Here is a 24,710-nt window from a genome sequence, read left to right as displayed (position 1 = left end):
GATCGCCCCCCGAGCCAGAAAAACGGTCGAAAACATGCATTGAGACACTTCTGAACCACAAAAAATTACTCTAAGACTGGATGTCGATGAGCCTCTTGACCTCTACCGAAGATCTCGCCGCCGCCTGCGCCCGTCTCTCCCGTCATCCCTTCGTCACCGTCGATACGGAGTTTTTGAGGGAAACGACTTTCTGGCCCAAGGTCTGCGTCATTCAGCTGGCCTCGCCCGAGGAGGCCTTCGCCGTCGACACTCTGTCCGAGGGCCTGGACCTCACGCCCTTTTTCGAGCTGATGGCCAATGAGAGCGTGGTCAAGGTGTTCCACGCGGCCCGCCAGGATCTCGAAATCGTCTGGCGGCTCGCGCGGCTGATTCCCGCGCCCTTGTTCGACACGCAGGTCGCCGCGATGGTCTGCGGTTTCGGCGATCAGGTCTCCTATGTCGAGCTGGTGAAGGCCATCTCCAAAGAGAGCCTCGACAAATCCTCACGTTTCACCGATTGGTCGAAGCGGCCTTTGTCGACGGCGCAGATCGATTACGCCATCGCCGACGTCACCCATTTGCGGCAGATCTACACGCATTTGCGCGCGCGGCTGGAGCGGTCCAACCGGCTCGACTGGCTCGCCGACGAAATGCGCACCTTGACCACGCCCGAGACCTATGAGCAGAGCCCGGAGAACGCTTGGGAGCGCCTGCGCCATCGCGTGCGCAAGCCGCGCGACCTCGCCGTGCTGATGGAGCTCGCCGCTTGGCGCGAGAGCGAGGCGCAGGGCCGTGACGTGCCGCGCTCGCGCGTGCTCAAGGACGATATGCTGATCGAGATCGCCCTCGCCGCCCCGCGCACGCAGGAGGCGCTCGGCAATCTGCGCGCCTTCCCGCGCGGGCTCGAGCGCTCGCGCTCCGGCGCGGATATCGTCGCCGCCGTGGAGAGAGCGCTGGCGCGCGATCCCGCCACATTGCCGCGCATAGAGCGGGAGAAGCGCGGCAGCTCCAGCGGAGCCACGGTCGAGCTGCTCAAGGTTCTGCTGCGGCAGGTCGCCGAAGAGACGGGCGTCGCCACCAAAATGATCGCCACCGTAGAGGACCTCGAGGCCATCGCCGCCGACGATGGGGCGGATGTGCCCGCCCTCTCCGGCTGGCGGCGGGCGATTTTCGGCGAGAAAGCGCTGCAGCTGAAAGCCGGAAGGCTGGCTCTGGCGGTCGAAAAGGGCAAGGTCGTCACGCTAGACTGGCAAGAGCTGGACGAGTCCGCCGGACGCTGAGCCCCTCCACGCGAGATCTGCGAGGCGAGCCTTCAGGCTCGCTCTTTCCGTTCCCTTCAATCCGACTGACGTATGGGTAGGATATAATCCCGCTCATTCACCCATTCTATGACCCATCCTCTAGTATGGGTATGGGTAGCGCTATGACCACCTGATCGGCATAGGCTCCCCCGCTCTATTTTGCGACGCACAACCCGCCTTTCGATCTGAATTCATTGCAGAATCGAATAGTTCTATAGAGACGCCCCTGCGACAAACCGCGCCTTGAAATTCTGCTATTGCGATGCAACATACGCTCATGTTGCGACGCAACGTGAACTCGGGACGGCTTCGGCGCCTCGAGGACGCGCAGGTCGCAGAGGGGCGCTCCCCAGCGCCGTATGAGGAAGGACAAGACCATGATGACTGCAGGCAAACGCATCTTCGCTCTGGCCCTCGCCGCTGTGCTGAGCCTCACGGCGGGCGTGGCCCTGCACGCCGAGCCTTATGGGCCGGTCGCTGCGCCGGTGACGCTGAAGCCGCTCGCTGCGGCCAGCTTCGACGCGGGTCGGAAGCATGTGTTGAGCTATTTCGTCGGCGGCGGCGGCGCCTGCCGGCTGACGGTGATCGTCTTCGACGCGCCCACGCTCGAGGAGGCGACGCCGGCCACCGCGACGACACGCTTCATCGTGCCGATCTCCAGCGGCTCCTCCGCCAATCTCGACACTGCCGTCGCCAAGACGCTGCGCTTCGCCTGCTCGGACGACGCCGGCGCCGTGACGGTGACGTCGAGCGAGCGTGTCGCGCCGCGCGCCGCCTATTGAAACGAGCGCCGCCTCCGTCAGCCGACGGAGGCGGTCGCCTCTATCACCGCCTCGGCTCCGATGAGACGGCCGAGCGCCTTGGAACGGCTGGCCAGCCGCTCGCTCGCGAGATCGGCGAATTCCCTCGGCAGAGAGAGAACCAGCCTCCCGTCGCTCGCGACGAGCGGCGTGAGCGGCAAGACGCCGGGCATGGCAGCGCTCAGCAGATAGCCGACGCGCAGCGCCGCCGAGAGCACGCGGGCGCGCTCCAGCAGGCGCGGCGACATCAGGCCGCGCACCGGCAGAGCGCCCTCGCTGTCGGGGCCTGCATGACGCAGCACCGCCACCAGCGCCAGAAAGGCGCGGCCCGGATGATCGACGGCCACGAAGGCGGAATTGGCGATCACATTCATCGCCTGATTGGCGCGATAGTCCGGATGGGCGCGCCAGCTGACATCCGAGAGAAAACAGGCGGCGTGGCGCAGCCGCGCCTCCTCCTCCGTCTCCTGTAGGCATGAAGAGGAAAAGAGCGCGTCGGTCCAGGCGATGAGATCATCTCCATAGCCGGGCGCGCGGGCCATGGCGCGCTCGAGCTCGCGCGCGGCGGCGACCAACGGATCGGCGGCGCGCTCGGCCGGCGTGAGGCGCTCATAGAGCAGGCCCTCGCGCACGCCGGCCGCGGAGATGACGATCTCCTTGGGCCGCGCCTTGCGAATCACCTCGTCGAGCACGATCGCGCCATAGGCCAGCAGCGGACGGCGCGCCGTCGAGACCGCGGCGATATCGGCCAGCGCCTCGCTGTCGACGCGCTCGAGCAGGCTGGCGAATTCCGCCGCATCGCTGGTCGGGATGCGGTAGTTATGCATCATATCGAGAGGATAATTGCGCTGGCGCATGTGCAGGCGCGCCAGCGCGCGCCATGTGCCGCCGACGGCGTAGAAGGCGCGGCCCTTGAGCCGTTGCAACGGCAGCGCGTCCTCGATCGCCTTACGGGCGATTCGCGCGGCCTGACGGGTGGAGCGGCTGGCGGCGTCCATCAGCGCGAGGCCGCCGAGCGGCAGCGTGACCCCCTCGCCCATTTCGCCGCCATGCAGATCGATGAGCTCGAGCGAGCCGCCGCCGAGATCGCCGACGACGCCGTCGGGCTCGTGAATGGCGGAGATCACGCCGAGCGCCGAAAGCTCGGCCTCGCGGCGGCCCGACAGCAGCGAAATCTCGCGGCCGATCGCCTCGCTCGCCGCAGTGAGAAAGGCGGCGCCATTGACGGCGTCGCGAGCCGCCGCGGTCGCGATCACCTCTATGTCGTCGATCTCCATGATCTCGCAGAGAGCGCGAAAACGCCGCAGCGCCTGCAACGCCTTGCGAATCGCGTCCTCCGGCAGGCGGCCCGTCGTGACGACGCCGCGTCCGAGACCGCACATGGCCTTTTCGTTGAATATCGGCGTCAGCGCCCGGTGCAGCCCGACATAGGCGACGAGGCGCACCGAATTGGAGCCGATGTCGACGATCGCGACAGGCCGCGGCGCTCGCGAGAGCGCCCCGGCCTCGGTCTCGACCGCGTCACTCCTCGCGCGGCTTGAGGAGCGATCGCGGACGCCATTCCTTGAGAGACTTGCCACGGCCAGAGAGACTCGGGTTGGTCATGAAGTATTTATGGGCGTTGAACCGCTCTTCGCCCTCCGGGGGAGTTATGCGTAAGGACGAGCCGTCCGGCAAGACTCGATAGCTCTGTTCATTGTCGATGAGATTGGCCAGCATGATCTGATCGAGAATTTGCTGATGCACGGTCGGATTGGTGATGGGCATCAGCACCTCGACGCGGCGGTCGAGGTTGCGCGGCATCAGATCGGCCGACGAGATATAGACATGGGCCTTGGCGTGCGGCAGCGCGTGGCCGCCGCCGAAGCAATAGACGCGGGCGTGCTCGAGGAAGCGCCCGACGATCGATTTGACGCGGATATTGTCGGAAAGGCCCGGCACTCCCGGCCGCAGGCAGCATATGCCGCGCACGACGAATTCGATCGACACGCCCGCCTGCGAGGCGTGATAGAGCGCGTCGATGATCTCGGGATCGACGAGGGCGTTGCATTTTCCCCAGATCGCCGCCGGCTTGCCGGCCTTGGCGAAGCCGATCTCCTGCTCGATATGCTCGAGCAGCCTGGTCTTGAGCGAGATGGGCGACACCGCCATGCGCTCGAGCCCGGCGGGCTCCGCATAGCCGGTGATGAAATTGAAGATGCGCGAGACGTCGCGGCCGATCGCCGGATCGGCGGTGAAGAGCGAGATGTCGGTATAAATGCGCGCCGTCACCGGATGATAATTGCCGGTGCCGACATGGCAATAGGTGACGATGCTTCCGCCCTCGCGGCGCACCACCATCGACAGCTTGCCATGCGTCTTCAGCTCGATGAAGCCGAACACGACCTGCGCGCCGGCGCGCTCGAGATCGCGCGCCCAGCGGATATTGGCCTCCTCGTCGAAGCGCGCCTTCAGCTCGACCAGCGCCGTCACCGATTTGCCGGCCTCCGCCGCCTCCACCAGAGCGCGGACGATGGGGCTGTTGGAGGAGGTGCGATAGAGCGTCTGCTTGATCGCGACCACATTGGGATCGCGCGCCGCCTGCTGCAGGAATTGCACGACGACATCGAAGGATTCGTACGGGTGATGGACCGCGAGGTCCTTCTGCTTGATGGCGAGAAAACAATCGCCGCCATTATCGCGCACGCGCTCGGGGAAGCGCGGCGTATAGGGCTTGAACTTGAGATCGGGCCGATCGAGCCCGACCACTTCGGAAAGATCGTTCAGCGCCAGCATCCCATCGACCACGAAAGTCTCGTCCTCGCCGACGTCGAGCTCCTCGGCGACCAGCGCGCGCAGCGCCTCCGGCATGTCCGAGGCGACCTCGAGGCGAATGACCGAGCCGCGGCGGCGACGCTTGAGCGCCGTCTCGAACAGGCGCACGAGATCCTCCGCCTCCTCCTCCACCTCGAGGTCGCTGTCGCGAATGAGGCGGAAAATCCCCTGCCCCTTGAGCTGATAGCCGGGGAAGAGCTTCTGCGCATTGATGGCGATCAAGGTCTCGAGCAGCATGAAGCGCTCACGCCCCTGCCCCGTCCCAGGTCCCGTTCCTTGCGCGCTCGGCAGGCGCACGAAGCGCTCGATCTTGGGCGGCAGGCGCACCAGAGCGTGAAGCGTCTTGCGGTCGCCCGGACGCACCAGCTCCAGCGCCAGAGTGAAGCCGAGATTGGGGATGAAGGGGAAAGGATGCGCCGGGTCGATGGCGAGCGGCGTCAGCACCGGGAAGACGCGCGAGAGGAAATGATCGTCGAGCCATTCGCGGTCGCCCTTGGAGAGATGCCCCGGCTCCACGATGACGATGCCGACATCCTCGATCTCGCGGCGCAATTCGCGCCAGCGCCGCGTCTGCGCCGTGGTGAGCAGCGCCACGCGCTCGTTGATCTTCACCAGCTGCTCGGCCGGAGTCAGCCCGTCCTGCGAAAGAGTGGCGACGCCGGTGCGCACCTGACCGCGCAGGCCGGCGACGCGCACCATGAAGAATTCGTCGAGATTATTGGCGGAGATGGAGAGGAAGCGCAGCTGCTCCAGCAGCGGATGATTGCGGTTGGACGCCTCCTCGAGAACGCGGCGGTTGAACTCGAGCCAGGACAATTCGCGGTTGATGAAGCGCTGCGGCAGAGCGGCGAGCTCTTCGGGATGCTCCAGAAGCTCGCCCGGCTGGTCCATGACGGGAATGTCGGCTCCGGTCCGCTCGGCCTCGAGATTGTCCTGAATATGCTTCGTCATGCTTTTCCCACCTCTCGCCCGCCGGCGCGATTCTGACAGATTTTCCGCCATACGAAAGCCCTCACGCGCCGCGCGAGGCGTCGATGAACTGGAGAAGCTCGCCCGCGAGCGCGCGCGTGACCGGACGGCCGCGCGAGAGCGCTTCCTCGTCGAGCATCCGCACGAAGGCGCGCGCCGCATCCAGCGAACGCTCGAGCCGAAGCGCGACATAATCGACCAGCGTCGCCTCGACCGCCAATTGGCGGTCGCGAAACAGCTTTTCCAGCACGGCGCGAATCAGCGAATCGTCCGGCGCGCCGATTTCTACGACCGGCGCACGACGTAAACGCGACAATAGGTCGGGAAGCGCGATTTTCAGCGCGGACGGCGGCTGGCGCGACGAGATCAGCAGCGACCCGCCGCTTTCGCGAATGAAATTCATCAAATGAAACATAGCTGTCTCATCCGTCACCGCCTCCAGCCCGTCGAGCAGCGCGCAGGCGCCGCAAAGCGCGCCGGGCTCGGGAATATCGGTCGGGGAGACGAGAAGAGCGTCATGTCGGCGCGCGAAGATCGCCCCGAGATGGGTCTTGCCGGAACCCGGCGGGCCGACGAGCAGCAGCGCGCTGTCCGGCCAGTCCGGCCAGCGCGAGATCATCTCGTGAGCCGCGCGATTGGCGGGCGAGATCAAAAAATCCGCGTCGCCATGGCGCGGCGCGCCCGCCAGATCGAAAAAGAGCTGGGCGGGGCCGCGGCGAGCGTCGCCTGCGCCGGGCATCGGGGTCAGCTCTCCCGCGGCGGCGCGGCGGGGCCGAGAAACAGCGCGCTCTGCCGATAGCGCCGCGTCGCGAAACGCAAGATGACGCCGAGCGCCGCCGCCACCGGCGCCGCGAGCAGCAGGCCGGTGAAGCCGAACAGCGATCCCGCCGCCAGCAGAGCGAACATCAGCCACACCGGATGCACGCCGATGGAGCCGCCGACGAGCCGCGGCGACAGAACATTGCCGTCGAGAAAAAGGCCGGTGGAGACGACCGCCACCGCCATGGCCGGCAGCCGCCAGTCCGGCCAGCCCTGAACCGTGGCGACGATGATGGAGAGGACGAAGGCGGTGATCGAGCCGACATAGGGCACGAAGCTGAGCACGCCGGCGCCGACGCCGATGAGAAAGCCGAAATTCAGGCCGATGAGCGACAGGCCGATGCTGTACCAGAGGCCCAGGAACAGGCAGACCAGCGCCTGCCCGCGCAGAAAGCCGGCGAGCGCTTTGTCGATGTCGCGCGCGATGGCGCGCACGTCCTCGCGATAGCGCGGCGGCGTCAGCGAATCGAGCGTCGCGACCATATCGTCCCAGTCGAGCAGAATGTAGAAGGCGACGACCGGCGTGATCACCACGAGCGACGCCATATTGACCAGCGCCGCCCCGCCGGAGACCAGCGATTTCAAAAAGGCGGCGCCCATGCGCGCCGCCTCGCTGGCGATGTCGTTCACATATTTCTGCGTGTCGAGCGAGGCGTCGGAGACCGGCAGGCCGAGCTTCTCATAGACGCTGCGCATGAAGTCGCCGGTCGCCTCGCGGCTGACGCGCGCGAGCAGCCCCTGCAGAGTGGTGAGATAGCCGGGCAGACTCTCGACGAATTCGGTCAATTGCCGCGTGAGCACCGGCGCGACCAGCAGCACGATCGCCGCCGTCAGCACGACGAACACCGTCAAAATTGCGAAAGAGGCGCCGAGGCGCGAGAGGCCGAGCGTTTGCAGCCGATCGGCGACCGGATCGAGCAGATAGCCGAGCGCGAGCCCCGCCAGGAAAGGCGCGAGAACCGAGCTCAGGAAATAAAACAGCGTGAAAACGAGGAGAATCGCCGCCGCCCACAAGGCCAGCGGCCGTTCGAGCCCGAGCCCGACGGGAACACGCGTCGCCTCCACCTCACGTTCCGACATCGTCCGGCCCCATGAGCTTGATCCAGCGCCAGAGATAGACGCTGGCCGAAGCGACGGTCAATGCCGCCACCACGGCGAAGACGAGGCTCGTCGCCTCCCCGAGCGGAAAAGCGAAGGCCTCGCCGGCGAGCACGATCGCGGCGAGCAAGAGCTGCGCCGCCGTGGTGGCTTTCGAGACCGGCAAGGGACGAAGGTCCATCGGGCGGGCCAGCAGCCAGGCGACGAACACGGCGCCGACGATCAGAACGTCGCGCGAGATCACCAGAAGCGCGAGCCAGGGCGGCAGCGCGCCTTTTATCGCCAGCGTCGCATAAATGGAGACGATGAGCGCCTTGTCGGCGATGGGATCGAGCACGGCGCCGAGGTCCGTGCGCAGATCGAAGGTCTTGGCCAGCCAGCCGTCGAGCGCGTCCGACGCTCCGGCGAGCACGAAAATCGCGAAAGCGGCGCGCCAATGCTCGCCGACGATCATGTCGATCGCCGCCGGCGTCAGCACGAGCCGCCCAATGGTGATGAAATTCGGCAGCCATTGCAGATAGAGGGAGCGCATGAGCATCATATTTGGCGCGCCACGGGCTCGGCGCTAGAGCGCCCCGATCCGATCGAGCGGCGCTCTGCCGGCGCAAGCTCGGCGCGCGAGCCTTCCGGCTCGCTTCTCGAGACATGTCGAACCGTCCGACGCAGACCGCCGGCCCGTCCGAAACGGCGGCGATGATAAGTCGGCGGCGCCGAGCCAGCTATACGTGATGCTACGCGGAATGGCTCGCGCGAGACCTACTTCGACATGCAGGCCTTGATCTCGCTCGAGGTCTTCATCGCCTCGAAAGTGTCGGCGCAGAATTTCTCGAGGCTCGGGCGCAGCTGCGGATTGGAGGCGTTGGCGCGCAGGCTCATCGCGCCTTCGAGCAGCTCTTTCTGCGCGGCGTGAATATTGGCGCGCGGCAGCTCGACGGAACATTCCTCATAGCGCTTCAGCAGCGTGTCGCAGATCGGAATGCCCGTCGTATCGACGGCGAAGGCCGGCGTGGCGAAAAAGAGAGCCGCTGCGAGAGACATAGGACGTTTCACTGCCGATTTTTCCCTTATCGCCCGACCCGGACGTCCCTATAGAGGCTCCGGCGCGAAAAGAAAACGGGCGACGGGCGCTTACGCGGCCCGTCGCCCCACTCCGGCGCAAGTGTCTCGCGAACGCCCGAGATTCCTCAGCTCACAGCCTGCGCTCACAGTCCGGCGAGATAGCCGGTCGGATCGACCGGCGTCGCCCCTTTGCGCAGCTCGAAATGCAGCTGCGGCGAGCCGACATTGCCGGACTGGCCGGACTTGGCGATCGTCTGGCCGCGCTTGACCTGATCGCCGCGCTTCACATCGAGCTCCCCATTATGGGCATAGGCGGAGACGAAGCCATTGGGATGCCGGATCAGCACCAGATTGCCATAGCCTTTCAGCTCGCTGCCGGCATAGGCGACGACGCCGCCCTCGGCCGCTTTCACCTGCGTGCCCTCGGGCACGGCGATATTGATGCCGTCATTGCCGCCCGTGGCGAAGCCCTGGATGATGCGGCCGCGCGCCGGCCAGCGGAATTCGGGACGCGCATCGGCCGATTTCTCTTCGGCCGGCTGGGCCGGCGACGGGATCGAGGCGGTCGGAGTCTTGTCGATGCTGCGCAGAGCCTGCGGCTGCGGGGCCGGCGCGGCTTCGGCGTATCTCTGCGGCTTTTCCGCCTGCGGCGCGCGGGCGATCTCGCGCTCCTTGACGGGCGCCGGCTCGGGCTTCTTCTTGGCGATCTTTTCGGCGCGGACCTCCGGCTTTGCGGGCTCGGCCTGGGCGAGCTTCGCCTTGACGGGCTCCTGCTCCTTCGTCCGCTGCGCGAGCTGCGCACGGGCAGGATGCGTCTCCGCGGGCTTTTGCGCCGCTTTGGCGGGCTGCGCCGGCGCCTGGGCGATCTGCCGCGGCGCGGGCTTCGCCTCGACCGGCTTGGCGACGACGGCCTGCTTGACGACGGCCTGCTTGACGACCGCCGGCTTGAGAACGGCCGATTTGGGCTCGACTGGCGCGGGCCTCGCCTCGATCTGCGCCTGCTTGACGGGGGCCGGACGCGGCCGCTCGGTCGAGACCGGCTTCGACGGCGCGGCCGCCTTGCGGTCGCGCACATCCGCCGCCCGCTGCGCCACCTGCGCGGGCGCGGCATAGACGGGAGCGGCGCGCGCCGGCGCCGGAACGGCGACTGGCGCCGCAGCCGCGGAGGCGCGATAGATCGGGATCACCAGCCGCGAGCCGGGATGCACCTCGGCCGGCTTGCCATAGCCGTTGACGCGCAGTAGCGCATCCAGAGGCACGCCATAGCGCGTCGCGACGACGCCGGCCGATTCGCCCTCGGCGACGACGACGGGCGTGCCGCCTTCGGCGCTCCAATGATTATAGGCGCCCGCCGCCCTGGCGGGAGCAGGAGCGGCGACTTGGACAGGAGCGGGCGCAGGAGCCGCGGCGACGGGCGCCGGCGCGCGGATCGCCGCCGGCGGCGGGGCGAGCGGCTGCCGCTCCACGACGCTGCGGCGCACGGGATTGGTCCCCGTCGGAACGCGATCGACGCGGCCCATGGGCGCGGAATCCTGGAACGGATTGGTGAAGGGATCGGTGAAGCGGGAAGCGTCCGAACAACCGGCGAGCAGGCCGGCGGCGCCGGCTGCGAACATGAGCCGCTTTGCGACTCGCGACAGAAAAATACGACGCTCAATTGCCATGACGCGACCTACACTCGAACGCGAACCTCACTGCGCTCATCTAGCCACAGGCCGGTTAAGGGAGCGTTTAAGATGAATGCGGGTTCAGCCGCGCCTCGCCGATTTTAGGTAAATGCGCGCGCTCACAGAGCCTTTGCGCGTCCTGCGAGCGAAGCGCCGAGCCGGCTCGGACCAAGATCGCTATCGGTCCAGATCGCATCGCCGGCGCGATGCGAGAGACAGAGCCGAGCCAATGGCCGCTCGCCCTCGTCCGCCGGCGCCTGAATGCGGCCGAACAAAGCCGTTCCACCCGGCGTCAGCGCCGCCAGGACAGAGTGCGGCGGCTCGTGAAAGGACATGTGCAGAATGATGCGATCGAAATATCCGCGCGTCTCATTCGCCGCGAGACCGTCGCCGAACAGAACCTCGACATTGGCGCGGCCGACCTCGGCGAGACGCTGACGCGCCTCTATCGCCAAAGTCTCGTAACGCTCGATCGTCACCACCTCGCGCGCGAGCCGCGACAGCACCGCCGCGCCGAAGCCGGAGCCCGTCCCCACTTCCAGCACGCGATGAAGCGGCTCTATGCGCAGCGCCTCGAGCCGGCGCGCGAGCTCGGCGGCGGCCGGCATGGTCTGTCCGCAGCCGATCGGCAGCGACATGTCGCGGGCGGAGAGATCGCGGAAGCGATACGGGGCGAAGAGCGCGCGCGGAGTGGTCTCGAAGGCGCGCATGATGGCGAGGTCGCGCACGCCGGCGCGCCGCAATTGCAGGAGAAGCGCCGCGCGAGCCTCGATCGACTGTCCTTCGCCGGCGCTCTCCTCCATTTTTCCCCTATTCGAAAGCGGCGGAGAGCCGCGTCAAGGTCGGATGGTCGGTGAAGTCGAGGCGCAGAGGCGTCACCGAAATCTTATTCGCCTCCACCGCCTCGAGGTCGGTGCCCGGCCCCGGCGTGAAATTGCCGCGCCGAAAGCATATCCAATAATAGGGAATGCCGCGACCGTCCTTGCGATCTTCTATATGCATCAGATCATTGGAGCGCTGGCCCTGCATGGTGACGGCGACGCCCTTCACCTCCTCCGGCGCGCAATTGGGAAAATTGACATTCATCAGCACGCCGCGCGGAATCCCGGCCGCGACCAGCTTGCGGATGACGTCGGCCGCATGAGCCTCCGCGCAGGCCCAGTGAATATGCCGGCGTCCGGCGAAGAAATCATAGACCTGCGAGAGCGCGATGGAGGGAATGCCGAGCAGCGTGCCCTCTATGGCGCCGGCGATCGTGCCGGAATAGCTGACGTCCTCGGCGAGATTCTGCCCCGAATTGACGCCGGAGAGAATGAGATCCGGCGGTCTGTCGGCGAGCAGCTTGCGCACGCCCATGATGACGCAATCGGTCGGCGTGCCTTTGACGGCGAAATGCCGCGAGGAGATTTCACGCAGGCGCAGCGGATCATTGATGGAGAGCGAATGCGCGACGCCCGATTGCTCGCTCTCCGGCGCGACGACGAAGACATCGTCGGTGAGGCTGCGCGCGACGCGCTCGGCCAGCGCGAGGCCGGCGCCATGGATTCCGTCGTCATTGGTGATGAGGATGCGCATCGTCACTCGTTCTCGAAGGACTATAGCAATCGTCAGGCGCGATTCCTTCTCCCACTCGTGGGAGAAGGTGGCCCCGCGAAGCGGGGTCGGATGAGGGCCGTCGTGTCTTCAGAGAATCGAAGCACACGAAGCGATGCGCAAAGCAGAAGGACCCTCCATCCGACCCTCGCTGACGCGAGGGCCACCTTCTCCCGCGCGCGGGAGAAGGGTCACGCCCCAGCTACCGCGCCGCGGCGATTCGCTCCAGCCCGCCCATATAGGGACGCAGAACCGTCGGCACTGTGACGGAGCCGTCCGCCTCCTGATAATTCTCCAGCACGGCAACCAGAGCGCGGCCGACGGCGACGCCGGAGCCGTTGAGCGTATGCACGAAGCGCGTCGCCTTGCCCTCGGCGGGACGGAAGCGGGCGTTCATGCGCCGCGCCTGGAAATCGCCGCAGACCGAGCAGGAGGAAATCTCGCGATATTTCCCCTGCCCCGGCAGCCAAACCTCGAGGTCATAGGTCTTCTGCGAGGCGAAGCCCATGTCGCCGGTGCAGAGCGTCACCTTGCGATAGGGCAGCTCGAGCAATTGCAGCACTTTCTCCGCGCAGCCGGTCATGCGCTCATGCTCCTCGAGCGATTGCTCGGGCGTCGTGATGGAGACGAGCTCGACCTTATAGAACTGATGCTGGCGGATCATGCCGCGCGTGTCGCGCCCCGCCGCGCCGGCCTCGGCGCGGAAGCAATAGGTGCCGGCGGTGAAGCGCAGAGGCAGCTGCGATTCGTCGAGGATCGATTCGCGCACGAGATTGGTGAGCGGGACTTCCGCCGTCGGCACGAGCCAATATTCGCTCGCCGGCTCCTCCGATTGTCCATCGCCGCGACCTGCCGTCACGGAAAACTGATCGTCGCGAAACTTCGGCAGTTGCGCCGTGCCGAACATTGCGTCGTCGCGCACCAGCAGCGGCGGCGCCACTTCCGTATAGCCGTGCGCGCCCGTATGCAGATCGAGCATGAATTGCGCGAGCGCGCGCTCAAGCCGTGCGATTCCACCCTTGTTCACGACGAAGCGCGCGCCCGATAGCTTGGCGGCGCTCTCGAAATCCATGAGCTTCAGGCCTTCGCCAATGTCGAAATGCTCTTTCGGCGTAAAGTCGAATTTGCGCGGCTCGCCCCAGAGCAGAACCTCGACATTGTCGTGCTCGTCCTTGCCTTCCGGCACTTGCTCGAGCGGCGTGTTGGGAATCTCCGACAGCGCCTTGTCGAGCGCGGCGCTCGCTTCGCGCTCCTTCTGCTCCAGCTGCGGGAAATCCTCCTTCAGCTTCGCGACTTCCGCCTTCAGCGCCTCGGCGCGGGCGGCGTCCTTCTCGCGCATGGCGAGGCCGATTTCCTTGGAGGCCGCGTTGCGCCGCTCTTGCGCCGCCTGCAAAGCCGCGATCGCCGCGCGGCGCTCGTCGTCGAGCGCGAAAAGGCTTTCCGACAGAGGCGCGAGGTTGCGGCGGCGGCGGCCATTGTCGAAAGCTTCCGCATTATCGCGAATAAATTTGATGTCGTGCATGAGAATCGATCCGCCGACTGGTGCGTGCCCTCATCCGACCCTCGCTGACGCGAGGGCCACCTTCTCCCACGAGTGGGAGAAGGATTCGCTCACCACGTCGTGTACGCGAAACCTCGGCCGCTCCCTTCTCCCGCGCGCAGGAGAAGGTGGCCCCGCGAAGCGGGGTCGGATGAGGGCCCTTGTCCCTCGAGCGGAACGAAGGGTCAACCCGCGGCTTGCTGTTCCTCGGCCGCCGCCCGCTTCTTCTCGATCCAGCGCACGGAAATGATCGACGCCTCGTAGAGCAGCAGGCCCGGTATGGCGAGCGCCAGCTGGCTGAACACGTCGGGCGGCGTCAGCACCGCCGCCACGATGAAGACGAGGACGATCGCATAGCGACGCTTCTCGGACAAAAATTTCGACGAGACGATGCCGATCTGCCCGAGCAGCGTCAGCGCCACCGGCAGCTGGAACACGACGCCGAAGGCGAGCACCAAGGTCATGATGAGCGACAGATATTCCGACACGCGCGGCAGCAGCTCGATCTGCGCCTTCCCCGGCTCATTGGCCTGCTGCATCGAAATGAAGAAATGCAGCAGATTGGGCATGACCAGGAAATAGACGACGATCGCGCCCAGCGCGAAAAAGACCGGCGTGGCGACGAGATAGGGACGAAACGCCTGCCGCTCGTGCCGATAGAGGCCGGGCGCGACGAAGGCGTAGAGCTGTCCGATGACGATCGGGCAGGAGATGAAGGCCGCGGCGAACATCGCCACTTTGATCTGCGTGAAGAAATATTCCTGCGGCGCCGTGTAGATGAGCTTGGCCTCCGGCCCCGCCGCCATCGTATAGGGCACGACCAGGAGATTATAGATATCCTTGGCGAAGAAGAAGGAGAGGATGAAGGCGCTGAGAAAAGCCAGCAGCGCGCGAATGAGCCGCTCGCGCAGCTCCATCAAATGCTCGATCAACGGCGCCTTGGTCGCGTCTATGTCGGCGTCGCTCATTTCGGCAGGCTCTCGGGCGGCGAAACCTCGCTCGACGGCGCAGACTCGCTCGGCTGCCGAGTCTCGTGCGCAGCCAGCGCTTCGAGCGCCGGCGCAGGCTCCTCGGCTTTGGCCTCATCGTCGGACAACGGGGCCGGCGGGCCTTCGATCGCGCCGACGATCTGCTCGCGCGCTTCCTTGAGCGGATCGAAAGCGACGTCCTTGCCGACGCCGGCGAAGGCCGAATCGACCTCGCTCTTCAAATTCTTGTGGAGATCGGCAATCTCCGCCTCGCGCATCGCGTCCATGAACTGGCCTTGGAACTCGGCCGCCATGCGCCGCATTCGACCGGTCACTTGTCCGATCTGGCGCAATACGCGCGGCAGATCCTTGGTCGGAATCGCGACGAGCGCGACGATGCCGATGACGATCAGCTTTCCGGGATCGAGATCGAACATGGTCTTCTCGAGAGCCTGCAGGCGGCAGGCGTGAAAAAGGGTGACGTCAGGCCTTTTTCGCTTCGGCCGGCTTGTCGGCGTGAAGCGTGGACGGGCTCGTGAGCGGCGAATGCTCCAGCGATTTCGCCGGCTCCTCGGCCTTCGCCTCGGTCTCGTCCTCGGCGAGGCCCTTCTTGAAGGCCTTTATGCCTTTGGCGACGTCGCCCATCACATCGGAGATTTTGAAACGCCCGCCGAACAGGATGAAGGCCACGCCGCCGACGATAATCCAGTGCCAGATCGACAGACCGCCCATGGCGCGAACCTCCCACTCGTCTTTCGTGGACCGGCGAGGCCGGCCGAAACTCCCGGAACCTAGGACGCCGGACGCGCAAAAACAAGTTGGATGAACGAATTCTCCGACGCTTCCGGTAGGATTTCGGCGTCGGCGAGCTTCGGGCGCGCTCCCTCGAGTCAGGGCGAGGGACGGATGGCGACGCCGTCTCGGGCGTCGCGCCGCTTCGATTGCAGCGAATCGAGGCTCTTTTCCACCAGCGGGGCGACTCCGGCGACGATTTTGGCGACGCCAGCCCGGCTCGGATGAAGCCCGTCGACGAGCGTCATCCCGGTCTCGCCTACGACGCCCGCGAGGAAAAACGGATAGAGCGGCAGTCCGCGCCGCGCCGAAAGATCGGGGAAAATGGCGTCGAACGCCTTTTGCCGCTCCTCGCCGAAATTGGCGCTGGCCAGCATTCCGGCGAGCACCACGTCGAGCCCTTTCGCCTGCGCCTGCGTGACGATTTTCTCGAGATTGTCGCGCGTCGTCGCCGGATCGAAGCCGAGCAGCATGTCATTGGCGCCGAGCTCCAATATCAGCAGATCGCCGCCGTCGCGCAGCGCATAGGAGAGACGCGCGAGCCCGCCGCGGGTGGTGTCGCCGGAGACGCTGGCGTTGATGACGCGGACGTCATAGCCGTCCTTCTTCAGCCGCGCCTCGAGCTGCGCGGGAAAAGCGGCGTCGGCCGGCAATTGGAAGCCGGCGCTGAGGCTGTCGCCGAATGCGATGACGCGCAAAGGCTCGGCCGCCGCCGGGCGCGCGAAGGCCATTAAAAGCGCCAAAAGCATGGCGACGCACAGGAGCGCCGCGGGTCCCCGCGGCCGAAAGCGCGACCGGAGACTGGAAACCAGGGGCGCCTTCGCATATGTCGGAGCGGTCGTCTGGGCCGGAACGCGAGAGGCGGACCGGCTGGCGGCGCAGCGGCATACCATTTGTAGGACCTCCCCAAAGTGCAGCGGCCGGTCATCCAGCTCGAGGACGTCGATCTCACCCTCGGATCGGGCGCGGCGCGCGTCCATGTGCTCAAGAACATAAGCCTCACGGTCGCCCGCGGCGAGGCCGTCGGCCTCGTCGGACCATCGGGTTCCGGGAAATCCACATTGCTGATGACGCTCGCCGGCCTCGAGCGGCCCGATTCCGGCAAGGTGCTCGTCGACGGCAGCGATCTCGCCTGCCTCGACGAAAACGCGCTGGCGCGGTTCCGCGGAGGTAAGATAGGCGTCGTCTTCCAGTCTTTCCAGCTCATCGCCACGATGACGGCGCTGGAGAATGTCGCCGTTCCGCTGGAGCTCGCCGGCCGCGCCGACGCTTTTGCGCGCGCCAGCCAGGAGCTGGAGGCCGTCGGCCTCGCCCATCGCCTCTCGCATTATCCGGCGCAAATGTCCGGCGGCGAGCAGCAGCGCGTCGCCCTCGCCCGCGCGCTCGCGCCCGATCCGGTCATTCTTGTCGCCGACGAGCCGACCGGCAATCTCGATTCGGAGACCGGCGCGTCCATCGTCGATCTCATCTTCGCGCAAAAGGCGCGGCGCTCGGCGACCCTGGTGCTGGTGACGCACGACCCCTCGCTCGCCGCCCGCTGCGACCGCGCCATTAGGCTGCGCTCCGGCCGCATAGAGGGCGAGGAGGCGAAAGCGTCATGAGGCGCGGCCTCGCCTCGCGCCTGCCGCTGGCGCTGCGTTTCGCTCTGCGCGATCTCGCTGGCGATCTGCGCGGTTTTTCGGTCTTCATCGCGTGCATCGTCATCGGCGTCGCCGCCATTTCCGGCGTCGGCGCGGTGTCGCAATCGCTCTCGGAAGGCCTCGCCCGCGAGGGCCGCACGATTTTGGGCGGCGATGTCTCCGTCGCCACCACGATGCGGCGGCTGTCGCCGCAGGAGCGCGAATTTTTCGAGCGCAATGGCCGCGTCTGCGAAATCGCGCTGATGCGCGCCATGGCCCGTTCGGCGACCGGCGAGGCGACGCTCGTCGAGATAAAAGCCGTCGACTCCGCCTACCCCAACGCCGGCGCGGTCGAGCTGACGCCCGCGCAGCCGCTCGCCGAGGCGCTCGGCGAGCACGACGGAGTCTACGGTCTCGTCGCCGATTCGACGCTGATCGCCCGGCTCGATCTCGCGGTCGGCGATCGGGTGAAGATCGGCGGCGGCTCCTTCCGTCTGACAGCCGAACTGACGAGCGAGCCCGACAAGCTCGCCGGCGGTTTCGGCTTCGGCGCCCGCATCGTGATGAGCGAGGAGGCGCTGAAAGCGACCGGGCTCTTGCAGCCGGGGGCGGTCGTGCGCTGGCTGACCCGAATCTCGCTGCGCGGAAGCGGCGCTGGGGCGAGCGACGCCGAGGTCGAGCGTTTCGCGACGGCGCTGACCGCGGCCTTTCCGCAGGCCGGCTGGGATTTGCGCAAGCGCGACGCCGTCTCCCCGCAATTCTCGCGCAATCAGGAGCGCTTCACCCAGCTGCTGACTCTGGTCGCGCTGACGGCGCTGGTCGCGGGCGGCGCGGGCGTCGCCAACGCCGTTTCCGGATTCGTCGCCCGCAAGCGCGACGCTTTCGCGATTTTGAAGGCGCTCGGCGCGCCGGCTTCGCGCGTCTTCGCCATGGCGCTGGTCGAGGTGCTGCTGGTCGCCGGCCTCGCCGTCATCGGCGGCCTCGCGCTCGGCGCGACCTTCCCCTATCTCGCCGATTTCGCCCTTTCCGCCTCCGTGCCTCTGCCATTTTCCCCTTCTGTCGACATGCGCTCGCTCGCGGTCGGCGCGGCCTATGGGCTGCTGGTGGCTTTGATCTTCGCGCTGCCGCCATTGGGCCGCGCCTATGGGACGCCAGTCGCCCGCCTGTTGCGCGACGAGGCGGAGGAGAAGGCCCCTCCCCGCATCTTTATGCTCGCGGCGCTCGCCGCCGCCGCGCTTCTCGTCGCTCTCGTCCTGGGTTCGGCCGCCGACAAGAGGCTGGCCGGCGCCTATATCGCCGCCACGGCGGCAGCCTTCGCTCTGCTGCGCGGCGTCGCCACGCTGGTCGTGCGTATAGCGCAGCGCGTCTCCAATGTTCCCAATGCGCGGCTGCGCCATGCGATCGGCAATATTCGCCGGCCGAAGAGCCTCGCGGCGACTCTCATCGTCTCGATCGGCGTCACTGAGACGCTGCTGGTCGCACTGGCGCTGATCGAGGGCTCGATCCACGCCGAATTGCACCAGGTCCGCAAGAACGACACGCCGAGCTTTTATTTCGTCGATGTCGCCAAGGAGCAGGCCGGCGAATTCGCCTCCTTCCTCTCCGCCTTTGCGACGGACGCCAAGGTCGAGCATGTGCCGATGATGCGCGGCCGCATCGTCGCGGTGAAAGGCGTCCGCGCCGAGAATTTGAAGCCGCCGGACGATATCGCCTGGGCGCTCGACGGCGACCGTGGCCTGACCTTCTCGGCGACGCCGCCGAAGGGCTCCGAAATCGCCGCCGGCCAATGGTGGGCGGCGGGGCATGACGGGCCTCCCCTCGTCTCGCTGGAGACGCGCGTCGCCGAAGGTCTCGGCCTCGTCGTCGGCGACGAGATCGTCGTCAATGTGCTCGGCCGCGACGTCGCCGCCCGCATCGCCAATCTGCGCCGCCTCGACTGGCGCAGCTATGGCATCAATTTCATGATGGTGTTCTCGCCGGACGCTTTCGCCGACGCGCCCTTCTCGGAGATTTTCACCGTCGCTTTCGCCGATCGCGACGATCCCGCTCGCGACAAGCGGCTGATCCGCGAGGTCGCCGCGCGCTTTCCGCAGATCGCCGCGCTGCGCGTGAAGGATGCGCTCGAAGCGGTGCAGAAGATCGCCGATCAGCTCACCTTCGCCGCGCGGGCGGCCGCCGGCCTCGCCATCGTCACGGCGGCGCTGGCGCTCGGCAGCGCCGTGGCGGCGAGCCAGCGCGGGCGCCAGCGCGACGCCATTATATTGAAGACGCTCGGCGCGACGCGCGTCTGGCTGACGAGCGCTTTCGCAATGGAGTTCGCGCTGCTCGGCCTCGTCGCCGGACTCTTCTCTGTGATCACGGGCGCCGGCGCGGCGGGCTTCATATTGGAAGCGCTGATGAAAATGGACTTCGTCTTTCGCCCCTGGCCGGTGGCGCTGACCGCGCTCGGCGGGCTCGCCTTCGCCATCGGCCTCGGCCTCGCGGGGAGCTGGCGCGTGCTCGGAGAAAAGCCCGGCCCGGCGCTGCGCCGTCAATAAAGCGCTTTCTCGTCGTATAGAATCTCGCGCCGAGGCGGCGAAAACGCCAAAATGGCGATGTTTTCGTCGCTTGGAAGCGGCTTTTTCGCGCGCCGACCCTTGCCGGGAGAGATCGCTCGCCTTAAAAGGCGGGCTTCGCCGGCGTTCAGGGGGCTGGACGCGAGATGATCGCGCTCGCCCTCGAACAAGCGTAGAGCCCATGCCCCAACTTCTGCCCGAACGCAAGAAACTGCCCGTTCCCGACAATGGCGATTTTTCGCTGTCGCAGATCTTCGCCTCCATCGGCGGAGGCCTCGCCGGCGCGGCCGTGTTCGCGGTCATCACCAAGGGCACTTCGGCGGCGGTTCTCTTCGCTTTTCTCGCGCCGCTGCCGATTTTGATCGTCGCGCTCGGCTTCGGCCTGCGCCATGGCGCGACCTCGGCCCTCATCGCGACCGGTCTTTTGTCGATCTGGCCGAGCCCGGTCTTCGGCGTCGTCTACGCTATCCTGGTCGCCCTTCCGGCGCTCGCCGCCGCCTATGTCGCGTCCGGAGCGGTCTGGCGCGGGCGCGAATTGGCGAGCGCTCACGCGCCGGCCTGGGCAGTCCTCGCCGCCGGCGGCGTGGTCGCGGCCGCAGTATCGATAGCGGTCGCCATAGCCGCGATTCGCTCCGGCGGCCTCGACGCGGCGCTCAATCCGCTGCAGGCGCGCGCCTTTATCGCGATCGAGGACCTCATCCGCACGCAGGAACTCGGCGACAAGTTCGATCCGAGCCAGCTTTCGGCGCTCGTCGTCTTCGCCTTTCCCGCGACTCTCGCCGCACTCACCTTGCTGAGCCATGTGCTCAATCTCTGGGGCGCCGGCCTGCTCGCCCGCGCCTCGGAAGCGTCGACGCGTCCCTGGCCCGACATCGCCCAAGAGTTCGTGTTGCCACGCGCGATCGCCGGGCTGTTTCTCGTCGCCAGCGCCGTGGCCTTCGCCGGCAATCTTCCCGGCGCGATCGGCCTCGTCTTCGCCGAGACGCTCGGCCTCGCTCTGGCGTTGCAGGGCCTCGCCGTGATTCACGCTCTGCTGCGCGGCACGCGCGTCGGCGGCGTCACGCTCACCATCGTCTATATCGTCATCGGCCTGTTCGCCTGGCCGATCGTCCTGTTCACCGTGATCGGCGTCGTCGATGCGGTGTTTTCGTTCCGCAGCCGCAAGCAGGCGGCGCAGGCGCGGCGCGGCTGAGCGCCGCGACACAATTCGAGAGACACGAGGAGAAGAACCCATGGTCGATGTCATTCTGCTGCAGCGCGTGGCCAAGCTCGGCCAGATGGGCGACACCGTTCGCGTGCGCGACGGCTATGCGCGCAACTTCCTGCTGCCGCGCGGCAAGGCGCTGCGCGCCACCGAAGGCAACAAGAAGCATTTCGAGACGCAGCGCGCCCATATCGAGGCCCACAACCTCACCGCCCGCAAGGAGGCCGAGGCCGTCGCCGAGAAGCTCGAGGGACAGGCCTTCGTCATCATCCGTCAGGCCGGCGAGAGCGGCCATCTCTATGGCTCGGTCGCGCCCCGCGACATTGCCGAGGCGGCGACCGCGGGCGGCTTCTCGCTGAACCGCAGCCAGATCGATCTCCAGCATCCGATCAAGGCGCTCGGCCTGCATAATGTGCCAGTGCATCTGCATCCCGAGATCGAGGTGAAGATCATCGTCAATGTCGCCCGCTCCGCCGAAGAGGCCGAGCGTCAGGCGCGCGGCGAGGCGGCCGCCGCCCGCGAGGAGACGACGCTCGACGATCTCGGCCTCGAGGTCGGCGCCGCTCTGGCCGAGGCCGGCGACGTCGAGCTCTGATCACGCGCGAAGCGATTCGTTTTTTTACAAAAGGCCGGAGACCCCTGCGTCTCCGGCTTTTTTCATGCGCCGCCGATTCGCCGTGGCGAAATTGTCACACTCAAAGGATTTCACGCAGATAGACCGCAAGCTGTGCTGTGGTATGTGGAAATGACTCACAAGATCGCTGCGTGGGCATTTGCCGATCTTTGTGTCGATCTTCGGCATTGGCGCCGCTCTCACCTTCGGGCAATGTCGCCACCGTTCTCGAGTGCCTGTCGCTACGCGTTCACGAGCATCGAAGACATCCATCAGAGGCAATCAGGCGAAAGGCCGGGCTGGACGTCCCCATGATTCGGGGAGCGACCGCATCCCGGCCGCCTATGGCGCTCGGCTCCCTCGCGAGGGAGCCGAGCGCCCGCCTTTGGCGATGTTCTCGGCGCCGTGACGACCCCGCTCCGTCCCGCTTCCGAGAGAGAGATGCTCGACCAGCCCGCCTATCGAACGCCGCCGCATAATATCGAAGCCGAGCAGGCGCTGCTCGGCGCCATATTGGTCAATAATGACGCCTTCGATCGCGTCTCCGATTTTCTGCGCTCCGAGCATTTTTCCGAGGAGCTGCACAGGCGCATTTTCGAGGTCGCGTCGCAGATCATTCGCGCCGGCCGCGTCGCCACTGTGGTGACGCTGAAGACGCATCTCGGCGATATCGAGCTGCCCGGCGGCGTGACCATGCAGGCCTATCTCGCGCGATTGGCGCGCGAGGCGACGACGATCATCAACGCCGAGGATTACGGCCGCACAATTCATGATCTCGCGGTGCGACGGGAGTTGATCGTCATCGGCGAGGATATCGTCAACTCCGCCTATGACGCAGCCGTCGATCAGGCGCCGCGCCAGCAGATAGAGGAGGCCGAGCGCAAGCTCTATGCGGTGGCCGAGACCGGCCGCTATGACGGCGGGTTTCAGCGTTTCGCCGACGCGCTCTCCACCGCCATGGATATGGCGAGCAGCGCCTATCAGCGCGACGGGCATCTCTCCGGCGTCGCGACCGGGCTCGTCGATCTCGACGAGAAGATGGGCGGGCTGCAGAAGTCCGATCTCATCATCGTCGCCGGCCGTCCCGGCATGGGCAAGACGGCGCTGGCCACCAATATCGCCTTCAACATCGCCAAGGCCTATGTCCCGGAGCAGCAGCCGGACGGCTCGATCAAGGCTGCGAATGGCGGAATCGTCGGCTTCTTCTCGCTGGAAATGTCAGCCGAGCAATTGGCGACGCGCGTCATCGCCGAGCAGTCCGGCGTGCCCTCCTACAAAATCCGCCGCGGCGACATAAACGAGGACGATTTCCGCCGCATCGCCGAGGCGGCGCGCGAGATGCAGAGCGTGCCCTTCTTCATCGATCAGAGCGGCGGCATTTCCATCGCCCAGCTCACCGCGCGGGCGCGGCGCTTGAAGCGCCAGCGCGGGCTCGACCTGCTCGTCGTCGACTATCTTCAGCTGCTCTCCGGCTCCAAATCGCGCGGCGACAATCGCGTGCAGGAGCTGACCGAGATCACCACGGGCCTCAAAGCGCTGGCCAAGGAGCTGGCGGTGCCGATCATCGCGCTCTCGCAGCTGTCACGTCAGGTCGAGAGCCGCGACGACAAGCGCCCGCAGCTCTCCGACCTTCGCGAATCGGGCTCGATCGAGCAGGACGCCGACGTGGTGATGTTCGTCTATCGCGAGGAATATTATCTGCGCAATCGCGAGCCGCGCGAGGGCACGGAAGAGCATATCGCCTGGCAGAACGAGATGGAGCGCGTGCATGGGCGCGCCGAGGCGATTCTCGGCAAGCAGCGTCACGGCCCCACGGGAACGGTGACGCTCGCCTTCGAAGCCGAAGTGACGCGCTTCTCCAATCTCGCCGAGGAGGACAAGCTGCCGGCGCGCATGTGAGGCGCCGGCGGCCTTTAGAGTGTTTTCGAGCGACGTGGGAGCCGGTTCGCGTGAAGAAAACACGACAGAACAAGGAGGTCTAGCGTGATTCCGGTTCAATCTGAGCCGGCATCACGCTAGGCGACGCGCGTCTCCTCGAAGGCCGGAACCTCGCGCGAAAAAGCGTCGAGCCAGGCGAGGAGCGCGGGATATTTCGCGCGCCAGGCGCCTTCGAAGCGCAGATCGAGATAGCCGAGCGCGGCGGCGACGGCCACATGGCCGATCGTCACCGGGCCGGCCGGCGGCGCGGCGGCGAGCGCCGACAAAGCGCGGTCGAGCTTGCCGGTCTGCAGCGCGATCCAATCGGCGGAGCGCAAAGCCTCCGGCCGCGTCGCCTCGTAACGAATCAGCAGAGCGGCGTCGTTCATGCCGTCGCCGAGCGCCTGCAGCGTCAGCGCCGCGATTCGCTCGGCGGGATCACGCGGAATGAGCTTGCCGCCGGCGAAAAGATCGAAATATTCGCAGATCACGCGGCTGTCATAGATGGTCTCGCCGCTGTCGAGGATGAGCACCGGCACCTTGCCGAGCGGATTTTGCGCGCGCAACGAATCGTCGGGATTTGTCGTGTCGGCGCCGACGAGCTCGACGCTCGCGCCGAAGCCGAGCAGCTCGGCGACGATGCGGCACTTGCGGGCGTAGGGCGAAGCCGCAGAATAGCGTAGAATGGGCATTGGCTCCCTCACGTCGAAAAAGGCGTCGTCGAGCAATAGGACGTAACGAAGATGACCGCCAGTCCCGAAGAGATCGCCGCCGGCCAGGCCGTCTACACGCCCGCGGTTCTGCGGCTCTACGATCTGCTGGTGCTCGGCCTCTCCAACCGCTTCATCTGGAAATGTCCGACGCCGCGCCTACGCGCGCTCTATGACGCGCATGTGTCGGGCAATCATCTCGATGTCGGCGTCGGCACGGGCTATTACCTCGACCATTGCCGCTTTCCCGCCGTGGCGCCGCGCGTCGCGCTGATGGATTTGAACGCGGACGCGCTGCGCTTCGCAGCGGCCCGCATCGCGCACTATTCGCCGGAGAGCTATCGCCGCAATGTGCTGGAGCCGATCGCTTTCGACGCGCCGAAATTCGATTCCGTCGGCGTCAATTATCTGCTGCACTGCCTGCCGGGCGCGATAGCGGAAAAGGCCGTCGTTTTCGAACATCTGAAGCCGCTGACGAATGACGGCGCCGTCTTTTTCGGCTCGACCTTGCTGCAAGGCGGCGTCGAGCGCTCCGGCGCGGCGCGGCGGCTGATGGACTTCTACAATCGCAAAGGCGTGTTCTCGAATAGGAACGATGATCTCGACGGGCTGCGCAACGCGCTCGAGCGGCGCTTCCGCAATGTCGAGATCGACATTGTCGGCTGCGCCGCCGTGTTCGTCGCGCATGATTGA

The 24,710-nt window shown here is 66.4% G+C and carries 23 protein-coding genes; 8 read left to right on the top strand and 15 right to left on the bottom strand.

The genetic code is table 11. The features are described from left to right. Positions 1–86: 86 nt before the first annotated feature. Positions 87–1,259 (top strand): ribonuclease D, encoded by a 1,173-nt coding sequence (rnd, locus tag FMZ75_RS05715; RefSeq protein WP_166141653.1) that lies wholly within the window; start codon positions 87–89, stop codon positions 1,257–1,259. 398 nt (positions 1,260–1,657) lie between these two features. Further along, positions 1,658–2,062: a hypothetical protein gene (locus FMZ75_RS05710; protein ID WP_166141652.1), complete on the top strand. Its 405-nt coding sequence runs from the start codon at positions 1,658–1,660 to the stop codon at positions 2,060–2,062. Positions 2,063–2,079: 17 nt separating this feature from the next. On the opposite strand, the gene FMZ75_RS05705 is transcribed toward FMZ75_RS05710, so the two are convergent. From FMZ75_RS05705 to FMZ75_RS05640, 14 genes are all read right to left on the bottom strand, one after another. Next, positions 2,080–3,525 carry a Ppx/GppA family phosphatase gene (locus tag FMZ75_RS05705; protein ID WP_370464675.1) on the bottom strand — a complete coding sequence of 482 codons (1,446 nt, stop codon included), beginning with the start codon at positions 3,523–3,525 and terminating at the stop codon, positions 2,080–2,082. A gap of 76 nt (positions 3,526–3,601) precedes the next feature. After that, positions 3,602–5,845, bottom strand: coding sequence for an RNA degradosome polyphosphate kinase (locus FMZ75_RS05700; RefSeq protein ID WP_166141650.1), 2,244 nt, complete (start codon positions 5,843–5,845; stop codon positions 3,602–3,604). Between the two features lie 61 nt (positions 5,846–5,906). Further along, positions 5,907–6,602, bottom strand: coding sequence for a DnaA ATPase domain-containing protein (locus FMZ75_RS05695; protein ID WP_166141649.1), 696 nt, complete (start codon positions 6,600–6,602; stop codon positions 5,907–5,909). A 5-nt stretch (positions 6,603–6,607) separates the two neighbouring features. Next, positions 6,608–7,762, bottom strand: a complete 1,155-nt coding sequence (locus FMZ75_RS05690; protein ID WP_142863798.1) for an AI-2E family transporter — start codon at positions 7,760–7,762, stop codon at positions 6,608–6,610. Further along, complete coding sequence (locus FMZ75_RS05685; RefSeq protein ID WP_142863805.1) at positions 7,749–8,318, bottom strand: CDP-alcohol phosphatidyltransferase family protein; 570 nt, start codon at positions 8,316–8,318, stop codon at positions 7,749–7,751. The genes FMZ75_RS05690 and FMZ75_RS05685 overlap by 14 nt, the downstream gene beginning before the upstream one ends. A gap of 218 nt (positions 8,319–8,536) precedes the next feature. Continuing rightward, a complete protein-coding gene (locus tag FMZ75_RS05680; protein WP_370464674.1) occupies positions 8,537–8,830 on the bottom strand; it encodes a hypothetical protein in 294 nt (97 codons plus the stop codon). 152 nt (positions 8,831–8,982) lie between these two features. Next, on the bottom strand, positions 8,983–10,455 hold the full coding sequence (locus FMZ75_RS05675) for a peptidoglycan DD-metalloendopeptidase family protein (RefSeq protein WP_166141648.1): 1,473 nt from the start codon (positions 10,453–10,455) through the stop codon (positions 8,983–8,985). Positions 10,456–10,625: 170 nt separating this feature from the next. Next, on the bottom strand, positions 10,626–11,309 hold the full coding sequence (locus tag FMZ75_RS05670; RefSeq protein ID WP_166141647.1) for a protein-L-isoaspartate O-methyltransferase: 684 nt from the start codon (positions 11,307–11,309) through the stop codon (positions 10,626–10,628). Between the two features lie 7 nt (positions 11,310–11,316). Next, entirely contained in the window at positions 11,317–12,081 is a 765-nt protein-coding gene (gene surE / locus FMZ75_RS05665) for a 5'/3'-nucleotidase SurE (protein WP_108918145.1), read from the bottom strand. Positions 12,082–12,301: 220 nt separating this feature from the next. Next, positions 12,302–13,621, bottom strand: coding sequence for a serine--tRNA ligase (gene serS / locus FMZ75_RS05660; protein WP_108918144.1), 1,320 nt, complete (start codon positions 13,619–13,621; stop codon positions 12,302–12,304). A gap of 203 nt (positions 13,622–13,824) precedes the next feature. Continuing rightward, complete coding sequence (gene tatC, locus FMZ75_RS05655; RefSeq protein WP_166141646.1) at positions 13,825–14,607, bottom strand: twin-arginine translocase subunit TatC; 783 nt, start codon at positions 14,605–14,607, stop codon at positions 13,825–13,827. After that, complete coding sequence (locus FMZ75_RS05650) at positions 14,604–15,044, bottom strand: twin-arginine translocase subunit TatB (protein ID WP_166141645.1); 441 nt, start codon at positions 15,042–15,044, stop codon at positions 14,604–14,606. Before FMZ75_RS05650 ends, tatC begins: the two co-directional genes overlap by 4 nt. A 46-nt stretch (positions 15,045–15,090) precedes the next feature. Then, positions 15,091–15,339 carry a twin-arginine translocase TatA/TatE family subunit gene (locus FMZ75_RS05645; protein WP_166141644.1) on the bottom strand — a complete coding sequence of 83 codons (249 nt, stop codon included), beginning with the start codon at positions 15,337–15,339 and terminating at the stop codon, positions 15,091–15,093. Positions 15,340–15,497: 158 nt separating this feature from the next. Continuing rightward, positions 15,498–16,130, bottom strand: a complete 633-nt coding sequence (locus tag FMZ75_RS05640) for an arylesterase (RefSeq protein ID WP_246728790.1) — start codon at positions 16,128–16,130, stop codon at positions 15,498–15,500. 180 nt (positions 16,131–16,310) lie between these two features. On the opposite strand from FMZ75_RS05640, the gene FMZ75_RS05635 reads away from it, so the two are divergent. The 5 genes from FMZ75_RS05635 to FMZ75_RS05615 all read left to right on the top strand — a co-directional run bounded on the left by FMZ75_RS05635 (position 16,311) and on the right by FMZ75_RS05615 (position 23,289). After that, a complete protein-coding gene (locus tag FMZ75_RS05635) occupies positions 16,311–17,000 on the top strand; it encodes an ABC transporter ATP-binding protein (protein WP_166141642.1) in 690 nt (229 codons plus the stop codon). Beyond that, entirely contained in the window at positions 16,997–19,555 is a 2,559-nt protein-coding gene (locus FMZ75_RS05630) for an ABC transporter permease (RefSeq protein WP_166141641.1), read from the top strand. The genes FMZ75_RS05635 and FMZ75_RS05630 overlap by 4 nt, the downstream gene beginning before the upstream one ends. Positions 19,556–19,754: 199 nt before the next feature. Next, positions 19,755–20,765 carry a DUF2232 domain-containing protein gene (locus FMZ75_RS05625; RefSeq protein ID WP_166141640.1) on the top strand — a complete coding sequence of 337 codons (1,011 nt, stop codon included), beginning with the start codon at positions 19,755–19,757 and terminating at the stop codon, positions 20,763–20,765. Between the two features lie 40 nt (positions 20,766–20,805). After that, complete coding sequence (gene rplI / locus FMZ75_RS05620; protein ID WP_108918135.1) at positions 20,806–21,372, top strand: 50S ribosomal protein L9; 567 nt, start codon at positions 20,806–20,808, stop codon at positions 21,370–21,372. Positions 21,373–21,831: 459 nt separating this feature from the next. Further along, positions 21,832–23,289 (top strand): replicative DNA helicase, encoded by a 1,458-nt coding sequence (locus tag FMZ75_RS05615; RefSeq protein ID WP_166141639.1) that lies wholly within the window; start codon positions 21,832–21,834, stop codon positions 23,287–23,289. Between the two features lie 116 nt (positions 23,290–23,405). Here the strand turns inward: FMZ75_RS05615 and FMZ75_RS05610 are convergent, their stop codons facing one another. Continuing rightward, entirely contained in the window at positions 23,406–23,999 is a 594-nt protein-coding gene (locus FMZ75_RS05610; RefSeq protein ID WP_166141638.1) for a glutathione S-transferase family protein, read from the bottom strand. Positions 24,000–24,050: 51 nt separating this feature from the next. On the opposite strand from FMZ75_RS05610, the gene FMZ75_RS05605 reads away from it, so the two are divergent. After that, entirely contained in the window at positions 24,051–24,710 is a 660-nt protein-coding gene (locus FMZ75_RS05605; RefSeq protein ID WP_166141637.1) for a class I SAM-dependent methyltransferase, read from the top strand.

The sequence above is a fragment of the Methylosinus sp. RM1 genome, from assembly GCF_011378635.1.
Classification (GTDB): Bacteria; Pseudomonadota; Alphaproteobacteria; order Rhizobiales; family Beijerinckiaceae; genus Methylosinus; species Methylosinus sporium.
This window is presented reverse-complemented; position numbering and strand designations above follow the sequence as displayed.